16 protein-coding genes are annotated in these 15576 nt (G+C 39.4%); all 16 read left to right on the top strand.

Features of this window, described 5'->3' with window-relative positions; translation table 11 throughout:
* Positions 1 to 91 precede the first annotated feature (91 nt).
* The gene (locus tag BN162_RS03040; RefSeq protein ID WP_020223596.1) at positions 92 to 421 is read left to right on the top strand and encodes a hypothetical protein; all 330 of its coding nucleotides are present in this window, start codon (positions 92 to 94) and stop codon (positions 419 to 421) included.
* A complete protein-coding gene (locus BN162_RS03035; RefSeq protein WP_020223595.1) occupies positions 418 to 924 on the top strand; it encodes a transcription termination/antitermination NusG family protein in 507 nt (168 codons plus the stop codon). The genes BN162_RS03040 and BN162_RS03035 overlap by 4 nt, the downstream gene beginning before the upstream one ends.
* A gap of 118 nt (positions 925 to 1042) precedes the next feature.
* A complete protein-coding gene (locus BN162_RS03030; RefSeq protein ID WP_020223594.1) occupies positions 1043 to 2089 on the top strand; it encodes an LCP family protein in 1047 nt (348 codons plus the stop codon).
* Between the two features lie 46 nt (positions 2090 to 2135).
* Positions 2136 to 2843 carry a YveK family protein gene (locus tag BN162_RS03025; protein ID WP_020223593.1) on the top strand — a complete coding sequence of 236 codons (708 nt, stop codon included), beginning with the start codon at positions 2136 to 2138 and terminating at the stop codon, positions 2841 to 2843.
* Positions 2843 to 3598: a CpsD/CapB family tyrosine-protein kinase gene (locus BN162_RS03020; RefSeq protein ID WP_020223592.1), complete on the top strand. Its 756-nt coding sequence runs from the start codon at positions 2843 to 2845 to the stop codon at positions 3596 to 3598. The genes BN162_RS03025 and BN162_RS03020 overlap by 1 nt, the downstream gene beginning before the upstream one ends.
* A complete protein-coding gene (locus tag BN162_RS03015) occupies positions 3595 to 4341 on the top strand; it encodes a tyrosine-protein phosphatase (RefSeq protein WP_020223591.1) in 747 nt (248 codons plus the stop codon). The genes BN162_RS03020 and BN162_RS03015 overlap by 4 nt, the downstream gene beginning before the upstream one ends.
* A gap of 38 nt (positions 4342 to 4379) precedes the next feature.
* Complete coding sequence (locus tag BN162_RS03010) at positions 4380 to 6404, top strand: nucleoside-diphosphate sugar epimerase/dehydratase (RefSeq protein ID WP_020223590.1); 2025 nt, start codon at positions 4380 to 4382, stop codon at positions 6402 to 6404.
* Positions 6405 to 6406: 2 nt separating this feature from the next.
* On the top strand, positions 6407 to 7654 hold the full coding sequence (locus BN162_RS03005) for a DegT/DnrJ/EryC1/StrS family aminotransferase (RefSeq protein WP_020223589.1): 1248 nt from the start codon (positions 6407 to 6409) through the stop codon (positions 7652 to 7654).
* Between the two features lie 11 nt (positions 7655 to 7665).
* A complete protein-coding gene (locus BN162_RS03000; RefSeq protein ID WP_020223588.1) occupies positions 7666 to 8337 on the top strand; it encodes a sugar transferase in 672 nt (223 codons plus the stop codon).
* Between the two features lie 36 nt (positions 8338 to 8373).
* A complete protein-coding gene (locus BN162_RS17650; RefSeq protein ID WP_020223587.1) occupies positions 8374 to 9582 on the top strand; it encodes a glycosyltransferase family 2 protein in 1209 nt (402 codons plus the stop codon).
* A 35-nt stretch (positions 9583 to 9617) separates the two neighbouring features.
* Positions 9618 to 10379 carry an MBL fold metallo-hydrolase gene (locus BN162_RS02990; RefSeq protein WP_020223586.1) on the top strand — a complete coding sequence of 254 codons (762 nt, stop codon included), beginning with the start codon at positions 9618 to 9620 and terminating at the stop codon, positions 10377 to 10379.
* Between the two features lie 14 nt (positions 10380 to 10393).
* Positions 10394 to 11707 (top strand): ATP-grasp domain-containing protein, encoded by a 1314-nt coding sequence (locus BN162_RS02985; RefSeq protein WP_020223585.1) that lies wholly within the window; start codon positions 10394 to 10396, stop codon positions 11705 to 11707.
* Positions 11708 to 11709: 2 nt separating this feature from the next.
* Positions 11710 to 12477, top strand: coding sequence for an SDR family NAD(P)-dependent oxidoreductase (locus BN162_RS02980; RefSeq protein WP_020223584.1), 768 nt, complete (start codon positions 11710 to 11712; stop codon positions 12475 to 12477).
* 16 nt (positions 12478 to 12493) lie between these two features.
* Positions 12494 to 13714, top strand: a complete 1221-nt coding sequence (locus BN162_RS02975) for a glycosyltransferase family 4 protein (protein ID WP_020223583.1) — start codon at positions 12494 to 12496, stop codon at positions 13712 to 13714.
* A gap of 35 nt (positions 13715 to 13749) precedes the next feature.
* Complete coding sequence (locus BN162_RS02970) at positions 13750 to 14889, top strand: N-acetyl sugar amidotransferase (protein ID WP_020223582.1); 1140 nt, start codon at positions 13750 to 13752, stop codon at positions 14887 to 14889.
* 444 nt (positions 14890 to 15333) lie between these two features.
* Entirely contained in the window at positions 15334 to 15558 is a 225-nt protein-coding gene (locus BN162_RS02965; protein ID WP_020223580.1) for an LbetaH domain-containing protein, read from the top strand.
* The last annotated feature ends 18 nt before the right edge of the window (positions 15559 to 15576 follow it).

Below are 15576 nucleotides of genomic sequence, written 5' to 3'. Positions count from 1 at the left end.
TGACGGTTAGCGACTGTTAGAGATTTCGCAGGGGGCGAAGGAAGCAGTTCTTTTTTTATGAACTGATTCCCATCGAGAGAGGGGGAGCAGCATGACCAAAGGTGAAAGCATTGAACTCAAGTCTAGAATAACAGATTTTTCTTCCTTTAAACAAGTTGTTGGAAGAGTGGTTAAACGAATTGTTGTCGCTCTTGTAGATTTCTATCATCAACAAGGTGAAAAAAATCAAGGGTTCTTCATACAAGTTCATATGGGTGAAAATAATAAATTGTTTGGAAAATATATAATACATAAAAAAATAAAACATGGCTTACAGATCATGCGTGAAGATATAAAGTCAGATGTTTATCTTCAATCAGACTTCAAGATTCCTCTGAAGATCTTACCAGTAGTTTCCTTGAAAAAGGAGGCGATGGGATGAGATGGAATTTTATAGAAGTAGAAAAGCGGCATGAAGAGGAAGTCATTGAGTTGTTAAGAAGTTCCCCATTTACAGCTTTTCTGCCTAAGAAACAACGGTATTTTAAAAAACAGGATTATGTTACGGTTTTGGATCGTTTATTGTTTCCAGGAACTGTAATCATAACTAGTGATTTACCTCAAGATGAGTTTGCCAATCAGTTTAATACTTGGCTGGAACAACATCCGACAGAATTGATTCATCGTGAAGCGAAGGAATACTTCTATTTGTCTAACGATGAACAACACTTCATTGCCTCTTTGATGGATGAGCATAAGGTTATTCATCAATCAATAGGAATTTTGGATGCTAAACGACTGATTATTCAATCTGGGCCTTTAAAAGGCTTGGAAAATCGAATCAAAAAGATCGATCGACATCAACGTACCGCTCAGGTTCAATTTCAGATTTGTGGTCAAGTGATATTACTTTATCTAGGATTAATTGTTAAACCCAGTGATTGAAACGTTTTGGATAGTTGCATGGGCACTTCCAAATTGATTCCATGGTTATTTTTACAAACTCATCAAAGCTTGAGGTGGCGAAGCCTACCTTTTTTTATAGACCAAAGGATGTGACAAATTGAAGAGAAAGAAACAAAGGAATAAGACCAAGATCTTGTTAGTTGTTATAGCTATATTAGTTTCTATTATTTTAGGACTAGTGCTGGGTGGTAATTTTTATATTGATTCTTTATTGAACAGAACGATTCGTTCAAAGAAACTATCTAATGAAGATGCTTTAGTCAGTCAGGAAGTCTTAGATCAAGTTAAGAATCACCGTATTATCAATATTGCGGTATTTGGCTCTGATAACGCAGAAACTGCACAATGGCAGAATTATGAAATGGAACGATCAGATGCGACTAAGATTATTTCATTAGACTTTGATGCCAAGAAGATTAAGATTACATCCTTGCAACGAGATACGTTAATCTGGATACCAGAACCTTATAATGATTATGATAAACTCAATCATGCGCATTGGCGAGGCGGGCCGGAATTGGCCGTGAAGACATTGAATTATAACTTTGACTTGGATATTACGCAATATGTGGGTTTTAGTTTTGAAGCAATAGAAACGTTAGTTGATTTAGTCGGGGGTATTGATATAACACTTCCAGAGGGACTTTTAGCTACAAAAGTGATGAATTTAGGGGCCACTCGCGATGGAGATGTCTTTCATTTAAAAGGAAAACAAGCACTAGGTTATTGCCGTATTCGTGAAGTGGATGATGACTTTCATCGCATGGACAGACAAAACGAAGTCATTCTAAAAGTCTTAGAGAAGTTATCTAAGAAAAATGCATTTGAATTAATGGAAATCGTGGATGAAATGCTGCCTTATGTGGAAACCAACTTAACGAATAACGAAATTAAGAATGATATCACATCCTTATTAAGTTTTGATTTAAAGCATATTGATCAATTCCAGATTCCATCGAAAGGGATGGACTCCATTGAGAAAGTTATTGAATACAACGGGTTCAGTCCAATCTACATGATGAAAAACTATGAGGATCTAGCGAAAGAACTTCATTGGAATATCTACGAAGATGAAAATTATCAACCAAGTTCCAATATCGTTCAATTAGAAAGAAATATACAAAATCAATTCGGAGGATCCTGAAGATTGGGTTCTTTATTATAGTGAAGAGAAAAAAGGGAGATAGAAAATGTACGAAAATGACGAAATTGAAATTGATCTTTCGCGGGTGTTTGAAATTGTGAAAAAGCATTTCAAACCTTTCGCTTTGATCATCTTGGCGACCTCTATTGCCGCAGCTTTAGTGACTTTGTTTCTGATACCCAAGAAGTATACCGCAGAAGCGAAGCTGATTATTGTTCAGAAATCGAATCCAGACAGTCAACAGATTAGTTATAATGATCTTCAGACATCACAGAAATTAGTCAATACTTATAGCGAAATCCTAAAGAGTGAAGCGATTAGTGATGATGTCATCCGAAACCTGAAACTAGATCAGGAAGGAATCGATCACGCTTCTTATTTAAGTATGGTCAAGATCTCTTCAGTCAAAGACACAGAAGTCATTAAGATCTTAGTAGAAACAAAGGATCCCAATCTTTCAGCCAATATCGCGAATGAAATCGTTTCCGTTTTCAGAAGAAAGATCGTCACGATCATGAATATTGAAAACGTTACAGTATTAAACTCTGCGAAAGTTCCAGAACAAAAATCCAGCCCATCTAATCTTAAGAATACATTGATGGGATTTTTGCTTGGAGGTGTCATTGATGGTTGTATTGTGGTGTATCTTTTATTGAATGATAGAAACATTCGAACAGAAGAAGAGTTGAAAGAGATCTTTGATTATCCAATTATTGGGTTGATTCCAGATATGAATGCAGGAGGGACAGAGTAATGTTAAGAGTAGGAGATGAATTAATTACATTAACGGATCCAGAATCCTCAGCATCAGAAGCTTATCGTACCTTAAGAACGAATATCTTGATGCGCAATTTCGACAAGGATATGAAAGTAATCAATATCATATCCACAACGGCGCAAGAAGGGAAAAGTACTTGTGTCTTAAACTTAGCGATGGTTTATGCTCAGCTTCAAAAGAAAGTTCTTGTGATTGACTTAGACTTACGAATGCCAACGATTCATAAGAAGCTGAAGCTGAAGAATAAAAAAGGCATTTCGGATATTATAGGCCATCAAGCAGAATTTGAAGAGGTTGTGTTACAACCTTATGAACATGTGGATGTCATTACAGCGGGGACAAAGATCCCCTTTGCTTCCGAATTTATTCAGTCGAACGCTTTGAAAGAGTTTATTGATGAGAGAAGAAATGAATATGATTTGATTCTGTTGGATTGCCCTCCAGTGGGTTTAGTCACCGATGGTGTGGTAGCGGCCAGTTATTGTGATGGAACAATTCTTGTCTGCGCTTCTAATCGCAATGACCGGAAAGAATTATTGCGAGTGAAGGATCAGTTAGAACAAACACAGGTGAACGTCATTGGCATTGTCATGACGATGATGCCAGTTCAAAAGAAGTATTACAACAGCTATGGCTATCGTTACAGTGACAGTCAAAAGAAAACGACAAGCAAGAAAAAGAAGGCGAGTCTACTGAACTCTTTCACTAGGAAAAGCGGCAAGAAGAAATGATTGATATTCACAGTCATTTAGTTTCAGGAGTGGACGATGGAAGTCAAAGTTTAGAAGAATCCTTAGCTTTATTAAAACAAGCTGAAGAAGATGGGATTACAGAGTTAATTACGACACCCCATTTCATGAAGAATGGTGAATTTCGAATTAGAGCTTCAGAATTAGTGAAACGATTCAATGAACTAAAACAGGCATATTCAGGTTCAATTAAGTTACATTTAGGGAATGAGCTTTACATTCATCCTGATTTGCCTGAATTATTGGAAAAGGGAGACATCTTAACCTTAGCGGAATCTAATGCTATTCTTGTTGAGTTTCCATTTCAAAACTATAAAAAGGACTATGATGAGATTCTTTATGAATTGTCATTGAAGTATCGAATTATCATCGCTCATCCTGAACGATATCGCTATGTACAAGAAGATCCTAATTTCTGTTTAAGATGGCTGAAGGAAGGCTATTTACTTCAGTCAAATCAGAACAGTTTATTTAAGAAAGAAACGAAGAAGATCTTACTTTCTATGATTGCACATGGTTTTGTCAGCTTTATTGCCAGTGACGCTCATAACGAATACCGTCCTTTAATCTTAAAGGAAGCTTATGACTTACTCGAAGAAGAATTTGGACTAAGAATTGCGAAACAATTGACCGAAGAGAATTCAAGGAAGCTTCTAGTCAACGGAGAGATCCACGCGGAATACCAAGAAATAGAGAAAAAGAAGAAACGATTTCTGTGGTTTTAACAAAAGTCGTTTTTCATTTGGGGAAAGGGGGAAGAAAAATGCAGGAAAGAAAACATAAGATTGAACATTGGCATGTGATCTCTTTATACCTCATTGTTTATGATGCATTTACTGTGAACTTAGCGTATCTGCTTGCCTTATGGTTTCGCTTTGATTGTCATTTTACAAGAATACCTCAGAACTACTTAAATGCATGGGTGCAATTTGTTCCTGTTTATACAATGATCTGTTTAATTATCTTTTTCAGTTTGAAGCTCTATCGCAGCTTATGGCGTTTTGCGGGATACAGTGAACTGTTAAGAGTCACAGCCGCGACGATAGTGACAGGAATTCTTCATGTTTTAGGAATCATAACGTTCTTTCAGCCGATGCCCATGTCGTATTACTTGTTTGGGATGATTATCCAATTCTGTTTAACCATTGGAATTCGTTTCTCCTATCGATTTGTTTTGTTAGAAAGAAGCCGAAGAGAGAAAATGGTTAAAAAGAAACAGGAAAAGAACATCCTATTGATTGGAGCGGGGGATGCCGGTCGCCTGATTTTGCGAGATGTACAGCGAACGGAATTTGATGTAGGCAAAGTTCAATGCATCATTGATGACAATCCGAATAAATGGGGACGGTTTATTGATGGGATTCCGATTGTCGGAGGACGAGATGATATCTTAGTTAATGTTGAGAAGTATGAAATCCAACAGATTCTAGTGGCGATTCCGAGTGCTAAAGCAAAAGCAAAACGGGATATTCTGAATATCTGTAAAGAAACGGGTTGTGAGCTGAAGATGCTTCCAGGAATCTATCAGATGGTCAATGGGGATGTCGCTTTTTCTAAGATGAAAGAAGTAGCTGTGGAAGATCTGTTAGGAAGAGAACCGATTCAAGTCAATATGGATGAAATCTTTGAACACCTGAAAGGGAAAACGATCTTAGTTACCGGGGGTGGAGGATCCATTGGCAGTGAGTTATGTCGTCAGATCGCAGGGCATCATCCTCAACAACTCATTCTCTTTGAAATCTATGAAAATAATGCTTATGACATTGAACAGGAATTGAAGCGGAAATATCCAGAATTAAATTTGGTTGTCTTAATAGGCTCTGTTCGGGATAGTCGAAGAATTGACAGTGTTTTTGAGATGTATAAGCCGGATATTGTCTATCATGCGGCAGCGCATAAACATGTGCCATTGATGGAAGGAAGCCCGAATGAAGCCATTAAAAACAATGTTATCGGAACATATAAGACAGCTTATGCCGCATTAAAAAATGGCTGTCAGCGGTTTGTCCTTATTAGCACTGACAAAGCAGTCAATCCTACGAATATCATGGGGGCAAGTAAGCGGCTGTGCGAAATGGTGATTCAGAGTATGAATCAAATCAGTCAGACAGGAAGCTATCAGCTTCTTCCTCAGCTTTGGTCGCATACCTGGAATCCAATTCAAGAGATTCAAGGAAATAAGATCAAAACGGAGTTTGTGGCAGTGCGCTTTGGAAACGTGTTAGGAAGTAACGGCTCAGTAATCCCATTATTCAAGAAACAAATCGCAGAAGGCGGACCAGTGACGGTAACGCATCCGGATATTATCCGATACTTCATGACGATTCCAGAAGCGGTGAGCTTAGTGCTACAAGCAGGAACCTATGCCAAGGGAGGAGAAATCTTCGTCTTAGACATGGGAGATCCTGTGAAGATTGATACGTTGGCAAGAAATCTGATTAAGCTGTCGGGTTATAAGCCGAATATCGATATTCAGATTGAGTATACGGGATTAAGACCCGGAGAGAAATTATACGAAGAGAAACTGATGGCAGAAGAAGGGTTACAAACAACCCCGAATCAATTGATTCATATCGCAAAGCCCATTGCTTTTGATGTGAAACAGTTTATGAATCAAGTCGAGATCTTATCAGAAGCCAGTTACACAAACAGTTCAACAATTAAACAGTTGGTTTCTGAGATTATTCCAACCTATCATCCTGAAAAGAAGCAGGATGAGATTGAGATGAGAAAAGTAAAGAAATTAAACGAGGAAAAAGTAGTTGTAATGGCAGGGGGTATCAAATAGAAATGGAACCATTCAAGGAAAAAGTATGGCTGTCTTCGCCAACGATGCATGGAGAAGAATTAAAGTACATGCAGGAAGCGTATGAGAAAAATTGGATGTCGACAGTGGGGGAAAACATCAATATCGTAGAACAGCTTGCTTGTGAGAAGGTGGGCTGTCGTTATGCGGTTGCTTTATCCGCAGGGACAGCGGCGTTGCATATGGCAGTTAAATTGGCAGGCGTTAAACCCGGAGAAAAAGTATTCTGCAGTGATCTGACCTTTGATGCGACCGTAAATCCCGTTGTGTATGAAGGCGGAGTTCCAGTCTTTATTGATACGGAATACGAGACATGGAATATGGATCCTGTTGCTTTAGAGAAAGCTTTTGAAATCTATACTGAAGTAAGGGCTGTGGTCGTCGCTCATTTATATGGAACACCAGGAAAAGTGAATGAAATCAAAGCGATTTGTAAGAAGCATAAAGCGATCATGATCGAAGATGCGGCGGAGTCTTTGGGTGCGACCTATCAAGGGATACAAACAGGAACCTTTGGAACATATAACTGTATTTCCTTTAATGGAAACAAGATCATCACAGGTTCATCGGGAGGCATGTTGCTTACCGATGATTTAGAAGCTGCGAATAAAGTCAGAAAATGGTCAACCCAATCCAGAGAGAATGCACCGTGGTATCAACATGAGGAACTCGGTTACAACTACCGGATGAGTAATGTCATTGCGGGAGTGGTAAGAGGACAATTCCCTTATTTGGAAGATCATATTGCTCAGAAGAAAGCAATCTATAAACGTTATAAAGAAGGATTAAAGGATCTGCCTGTAACCATGAATCCCTATGATGCCAAGAACGGTGAACCTAACTTCTGGTTAAGCTGTATGCTTATCAATCCAGAAGCGATGTGTAAACAAATGCGAGGAGAAAAGGAAGCATTGTATGTGAGTGAACCTGGAAAGAGCTGTCCTACAGAAATTCTGGAAACTTTAGCGAAGTACAACGCAGAAGGAAGACCGATATGGAAGCCGATGCATATGCAGCCAATGTATCGGATGAATGGATTTATTACAAGAGAAGGAAATGGCAGGGCAAAGACCAATGCCTATATTCAGGGTGGAATGCTAGGGAAAGATGGCAAACCATTGGATGTTGGAATGGATATCTTTAATCGAGGATTATGCTTGCCAAGTGACAACAAAATGACACTGGAGCAGCAGGATAAGGTGATTGAGATTGTCAGGGCTTGTTTTAAGTGAGCGGTGCAGAAATGAAGAGGCAAGGAATTTATGCCAAATATATAAAAAGACTTTTTGATCTATCTCTATCTTTGCTGGCAATGATTGTGCTTACAATTCCACTTCTCATTGTTGCTATTCTGGTGCTAATAGATGTCGGCGCTCCTGTTCTGTTTAAACAGAAGCGTATAGGACTAAACAATAAAGAGTTTTCTCTTTTGAAATTTCGCTCTATGAACAATAAGCGAGATGAAAACGGTGTGTACTTGCCTGATGAAGAACGTATTACAAAGCTAGGAAGTTTCCTAAGAAAAAGCTCTATTGATGAACTCCCAAGCCTAATTAATATCATAAAAGGAGAAATGAGTATTATCGGTCCACGTCCACTGCCAGTTCGTTATCTGGAAAGATATACAGATGAGCAAAAGCGCCGACATGAAGTTAGACCTGGTTTGTCTAATCCATCAACAGTCAATGGTCGTAATACACAGAGCTGGGAACAGCAGTTTGCTGGTGACGTGTGGTATGTAGACCATGTGAGCTTTGCTGTAGATGCAAAGAGCGTAATTGATACAGTAAAGGTGGTATTGAAGTGTGATGGCGCTGTGGCGAATGATGGTGGCGCAAGAAATGAATTTATTGGGATCGCCAATCCGGAATCACTAAAAACAGATAGCGAAGGAAACTACATGAAGATAGGTTAGAAATCTCAAAATAGAAATTTGTGAGGGTTAGTCGTGATGAAATATATAAAAAATGAAGCGCCACTAATTAGTGTGATTGTTCCTATATACAAGATTGAACGCTATCTTGGTTTGTGTATAGAGAGTTTGCTAAACCAGACCTATCAGAATATAGAAATTGTACTCGTGAATGACGGTTCACCTGATCGTTGCCCAGAGATATGTAATATCTATGCAAAAAAAGATGAACGCATAAAACTCATCAACAAGAAGAACGGCGGACTAGTGTCTGCTCGCCAAGCAGGTCTGGAAGTGTCGACGGGAAGTTTTATTTGTAATGTTGACGGAGATGACTGGGTAGATTCAGAATTTGTGGAGAACCTTGTTAAAGTACAGCTTGAAACTAATGCAGACGCTGTGATAGCTGGACAGACAAGGCATTTTTTTCAGAATAAAGTGAAGTTAATAAACCATATTCCCTGTGGTGTTTATGAGGGTGGTGAACTGAAATTATTGAAGGAAACAATGCTGTCGTGCGGTGATTTTTATACTATAGGTATCTTTACATATGTATGGAACAAATTATTTAAACGAGAAGTAATTTATAAACACCAGATGAATGTAGATACGCGATTGAGTCAAGGTGAAGATGCAGCATGTGTCTATCCAGCACTAGAATCTTGTTCCAAGATTTGCGTCATAGATGATTGCTCTTACCACTATCGACAGCGGGAAGATTCAATGCTTAAGTCGCAAAAGCCTTTTGCACAGGAAGCATCATACATCAAATTGCTTTACGAATACCTGTGTGACCACCTTCCAGCTTCCTACAAGAAGCAGATTGATGATTATGCATTACATATTTTTACGGTTCGCTCTGGCGGTATTTTGCCAATTGAGGGTGTGGAGTATCCTTATGCTGGTACTTTTATAGGCAAGAAAATAGTGTTGTGCTGTGCCGGTACGTTTGGTCAGCAGTTATATGGAAAACTTCAAAATCAAGATTGTGAGGTCGTAGCCTGGGTGGATGATGATTACTGGGCGTGTAGAAGGTGTTGCTTGGACGTTGATCCGCTAGAGGTTGTTCAAAATGTGGAATTTGACTATGTAGTTGTTGCCGCATTGGAGCCTTATACCAGTAAACAGTTAACAGAACGATTGAAAAGCCTTGGTATAAGTGAGGGAAAAATTCTAACGATCACACAAAATGAAGAAATACGTGCTAAAGCAATTAAGCATTATCTTGCACATGCGGATGCATTATGAAGAAAAATAGATAAGAAAGAACGAGGAAAACAGGGATGAATTTTGCAACGCGGATTCTGTTAGCACCGCTGGGAAAAACACATCTTTTTTCAGTATGTCAGGCAGGATTCATCATTAAAAGTAAAAAGGGAACGCTACTTGGCATTGATATGTATCTAACCGATTGCGTAGAGCGAGTGGAAGGTCATGTGGGATTTAAGAGGCTCACACCAAAGGTGCTCATGCCAACTGATGTTCAGTTTGACTATGTGATAGCTACGCATCCTCACTATGATCATTTTGACATGGATGCAATTCCAGTGTTGATGTCCAATCCGCACACAAAGCTGATTGCATCAGTTAACTGCAAGCAGGAGATCGAACGACTTTTAATGTCGCAAAATCATATTACCTATGTGAAACCGGGTGACCATTACGATGCAGAGGATATTCACTTGGACATTGTGTTCTGTGACCACGGAGCAGGAGCACCGGATGCATTTGGGCTAGTTATCACGGTAGATGAGAAGAAAATATACATTATGGGTGACACTTGCTTGCGGATGGATTTGTTGTCTACAATTCGTGAACAGTATGATGTGGTCATTGGTCCAATTAACGGTGCTTATGGCAACTTGAATGAGGACGAATTTGTGACGGTTTGTGAGTATCTCAGACCTGCACTTGCAATTCCTTGTCACTACGGAACATTTGCTTCTCACGGAGGAAACCCACAGAAATTCAGGGATCAAATAGAGGCAAGAATACCAAAGCAAAAGTATCTGCTGATGGCTCAATGTGAACAATATACATTTTAATGGAGGATGCAACTATGGAGGCTAATAAGACTATGGAAAGCAAGAGAGAGTTTGAAGGAAAGAAATTACTGATTTTAGGTGGCAATCCGGAGACCATTCCGCTGGTTGAAGTTGCCAACAACATGGGTATCCTCACCATCGTGAGCAGCGGCAGACATACGGATGCGGCAAAAAAGGTTGCGTGGAAAGCCTACGATGTGGATGGTATGGATGTGCCGGGACTGGTTGCATTGGCCAAAGAAGAAAAGGTAGATGGCGTACTGGTCGGCGTTGCTGATATTCTAGTTCCTGCCTACTGCAAGGTCTGTGACGCACTGGATCTTCCTTGTTATGCAACGCAGAAGATTGTAGATGTGTTTGCGTTTAAGGATGTTTTCAAAGCAACCTGTGAACGCTATGGTGTCCATGGTATCCCAGAGTATTATCTTGATGCTTCTATGAAGCAGGAGGATATTGATAAGATTCAATATCCAGTTATGATCAAGCCTGTTGACAACGGTGGCGGCGTGGGCATGACTGTTGTATATAACGAAGAAGAACTACGTCCAGCTGTCGAAAAGGCACTTGCGGCATCCAATAAGAAACGATTCATTGTTGAGAAATATATGCAATGTGAAGATATGGGCATGTATTATACATTTAAAGATGGCTATTGCAGCGCATCTTGTATCTATGACCGGTACACTACTGATGAGCAGCCAGGGTTGTCACGTGTATGCCTTGGTGGTACATATCCTTCCAAGCATCTTAACGAGTATTTTGAGCGAATGCATGACAATGCTGTTCGTCTCTTTAATGATATCGGTATTCGTAACGGTGTTCTAATGCTTTCAGGCTTTTATGAAAATAGTGAGTTCTATGTCTATGATACAGGTTTCCGTCTTCAGGGTGAAGCTCCTCATTTATTGATGAAGGCGATTCATGGTTTCGACCAGCGTGAAATGTTGATCCGCTTTGCTCTCACAGGTTCTGAGGGCAGTATTGATTTGAAAAAAGCAGATGATACCTATCTACGTGGAAAGTGGGCATCTACCCTTTGGTTCCTATTGAAAGAGGGTAAAATTGCTAAGATCGAAGGCTTGAGTGAAACAGAAAACGATCGTTGCATTGTGGCGAACATTCAGCGCTTGTATGAAGGCGATGCTGTTCTGCCTGAGTGGATTGGTACTGAAAAACAGGTTTTGACTAGACTGTATTTAGTTTGTAACACTAAGACTGAATTGGCTGAAAAGCTTAAATACTATATGGATCATGTAAAGGTCTACGATGAATCGGGTAATGATCTGTTACTCAAGGGCTTTGATGTTGACAAAGCATTGGAGCTGTAATTATGGAGAAAGTATTAAGTGATAAAGTAATTGTTATTTCTGGTGGAACAAAGGGCGTAGGCAGGACGGTTGCGGAAGAATGTGCCATGCGTGGAGCAAAGGTTGTCATAGGTGGTCGTGATGAGAAAGCTGCCAAAGCATCTATTCGTCTGATGCGAACATATGGTAGTGATGGATTGTTTGTATACACAGAGTTGACGAAAGTGGAAGACTGCAAAAAGCTTTTTGATGAAGCATATAACGAATTTGGAAAAATTGATGGATTTTTCAATTACTCAGGCGTTACTCCGGTCTCTCCGCTGGATACCTGCGATGAGACAACATTTGATGCCGTCATGGATATCAACTTTAAAGCCTGTTTCTTTTGTTGTCAGCAGGCAATCAAGTATATGCGGATGAATGGAGGTGGATCTATTGTCCTCACCGGCTCCGCTCATGCATGGGGTGGTCAGAAAGATAGAGCAGCCTATGCTTGTTCTAAAGGTGTGTTAAGAATCCTTATGGAGCACATTGCGCATAACTATGCGACTGAGCAGATTCGCTGTAACTATCTGACTTTGGGGTGGACTCCAACTGAAGGTGAAGTCAGTCTCAGAAACAGCCAGGGTGAAACAGAGAAAGAATTACGTGATAGAGCAGCAAAGATCCTTCCGATGGGTAGAATGTGTGAACGTAGCGATTATGTGGAAGGTATTATGTATATGCTCTCCGATGCGAGTTCTATGATGACGGGCAGTACATTTAGAATTACAGCGGGCGAGTATATTTAAAAGTGAGGGTTTTACTATGAATGTATTATTCTTGACATTAGGTAATGTTGATATAGAGAGTAGCGGTATCTATGCAGATTTGCTACGGTGTTTTCGTAAGTATGGTCATTCCATTTACACAGTTTCCAATCGGGAACGGAGGTATGGTTTACAGACAGAAGTCATTTGTGGAGATCATATTACAAATCTCATGATTCTAACTGGAAATATTCGTCAAAGTATGTTGCTTGAAAAAGGTATCTCTACAGCGTTGATCCCTTTTCAATATAAAAAAGCAATTAAAAAATATTTTTCTGATATAAAGTTTGACTTAGTACTATATTCTACTCCGCCGATCACCTTGGCTTCTGTAGTGGAATATGTGCAAAAGCGGGATCATGCAAGAACTTACCTGTTGTTAAAGGATATTTTTCCTCAAAATGCTGTAGATTTAGGCGTTCTTCGAAAGACAGGATTAAAAGGAATCCTTCATTTCTATTATCGTCTACAGGAGAAAAAACTATATCGAATTTCGGACACCATTGGCTGTATGTCACCGGCAAATTGTGCCTACTTGCTTGAACACAACAGAGAAGTTTCTCCAAATACGGTAGAAATCAGTGCAAACTGTCTAGAAATCCAAGATATGCGTGTTAACGCGGCGCATAAAGCTGAATTGAGACAAAAGTACGGACTTCCTTCGGAGAAAAAAATTTTTGTCTATGGAGGGAACCTAGGTCGGGCACAGGATATACCTTTCCTTATAGCGTGCATCAAAGCATGTACTGAGATTCAGGATGCATATTTTGTGGTAGCCGGAAGTGGTGTAGATCGTCATCGCATTGAAACATACATAAAGGTGGAGAAACCTAAGAATGCAAAACTGTTTGACCGTATGCCACGGGAAGAGTATGATGCGATGATCGCATGCTGTGATGTTGGTCTGATACTCCTGGATCACCGATTTACAATCCCCAATTTTCCCTCACGTCTTTTGTCTTATATGCAGGCAGGCCTGCCGGTTATTGTGGCATCAGATAATGTGACGGATGTAGGCAGCATCTGTGTGGAAGGTGGCTTTGGCTGGTCTTGCTGTAGTACTGAAGTGAATGAGTTCGTTGGCTGCATAGAACAGGCCGTAGCAAGTGATTGTACGACTCTAGGTGCCATAGCCTACGCCTATTTTGCGGAAAAGTATTCTGTAGAAAAGCAATACGAAGCAATTATCAAACGTACCATGACAAGGAATTACAAATAACTTTGTTAATAGAGATATATAGGAGAATATAAAGTATGAATAAATATCAAGTTTGTACACGCTGTGTGATGGATTCGTCTGATACAAAATTGTTTTTTGACTCGGAAGGCGTCTGCAATCGTTGCAGAGAATATGAAAATCGGATAGAGAAGGAATGGAATCATGGATATGGTCATGAAAAAGAGCTAAACCACCTTCTGACAGAAATCAAAGCATCAGGGAAGGGTAAAACATATGACTGCATTATCGGACTCAGTGGAGGGCTTGACAGTAGCTATATGCTTCATCTTGCTGTAAAGGAATGGGGACTAAGACCGTATGTGTTTCATATCAATGCAGGCTGGAATCTGCCCGTTGCAGAGCAGAACATTCGAAAAATCTGTGATAAATTGGGTGTTGAATTGCATGCAGAACAGCTGGACTTTGACGAAATGCGACATATGCAGCTTGCATTTTTCAAAACAGGACTGGCTGGATTAGATGCGCCTCAGGATCATGCTTTTATTGCGCAAATTGATCGGCTTTCAGAGAAGCTTGGCGTAAAATACATTTTGAATGGCTATAACATTTGTACAGAAATTGTAGCTAATCCATCTTCTTGGTATGTGGGGTCCGGTCCAACTGGTGATAAAACATATATAAAAGATGTTTTAAAGCAACATGGTAGAGTTAAAACAAAGAAATACATTTATACCACAGGCTTCCGCCATAAATTCTGGCTACCTTATATTAAGGGTATTAAGACGATACAACCTCTTAACTATGTGCCGTTTACTAAACAGTCTATGTTGAACTGTCTGGTGGAGGAATATGGGTATACCCCCTATAAGCAAAAACACTTTGAAGATATGTTGACTAAGTTCCTTGAAGGCTGGTGGCTACCAAAACGTTTTGATTTTGATATTCGCAAGGCACAGTTATCCAGTTTGATTTTGACAGGACAAATGACTAGGGAGGAAGCTCTGCAGATTCTGAAAACGCCACCTCTTACTGATGCGGAAGCGAAGAACTTGTTTTCGGAAATTGCTGAGAAGCTTCAGATTAGCGAAGAAGAGTTGCAGCAGTATTTTGAGTTGCCTAAAGTGTATCGAAAATATAAGAATAATGCAAAGGCATTTAGAGTGGGAATCAAAATCTATACTTTTCTAGGATTGGATAAGAGAATTCGACAATAAAACAGACATAATTTATTTAGAAAGTGTAAATGAGTATGAATTTGAGTTTTGGCTATATTGAGTACAAAATATTCAAGAAATTAAATGGAAAAGCTGTTAAAAGTGCTTCGTTAATAAAACCGCAAAAACTGAAGCAGGTAGTATTGTAATAAAAAGTACCTTTGATAAATATTCATTTTGCGGTTATATTGCAAAATTCTCAATACGGATATCAGAAAATACTGCTCTATTGCGGATAAGTTTGTAATCGGCGCAGCGATACATCCTATGGAATTTGATTTCTACATTTCCTGTTTTTTACAGTGGAAGAGATTTTATAAAGAAAAAGTTCAGCACATATAACAAACCTACGCCAAAACGCGTTACCATCAGTAACGATGTATGGATTTGTGAGAAATCACAAATTTTGGGGCAGTAGTTATTGGTACAGGTGCTGTAATTGGTATGGGTGTAGTTGTTACACATGACGTGATACCTTATGAAATTGTTGCAGGCGTACCTGCAAGCCTAAGCTGTTTTCGTTTTTATAAGGAAGTTTGGCATGCGCTAATGATATCTGAATGGTTAGATTTAGAAAATAATAAGCTTCATGAACTTGCTAAAGACATAAGAAATCCTGAACTGTTTTTGGAGACGATTGATAGAGAAAAATGGTGCAAAGTGAAATAACGAGGTTCTATTCATTAT

It is taken from the genome of Holdemania massiliensis AP2 (genome assembly GCF_000327285.1).
GTDB lineage: Bacteria > Bacillota_I > Bacilli_A > Erysipelotrichales > Erysipelotrichaceae > Holdemania > Holdemania massiliensis.
Note: the sequence above shows the minus strand (reverse complement) of the source record. Positions and strands in the feature narration are given on the sequence as shown.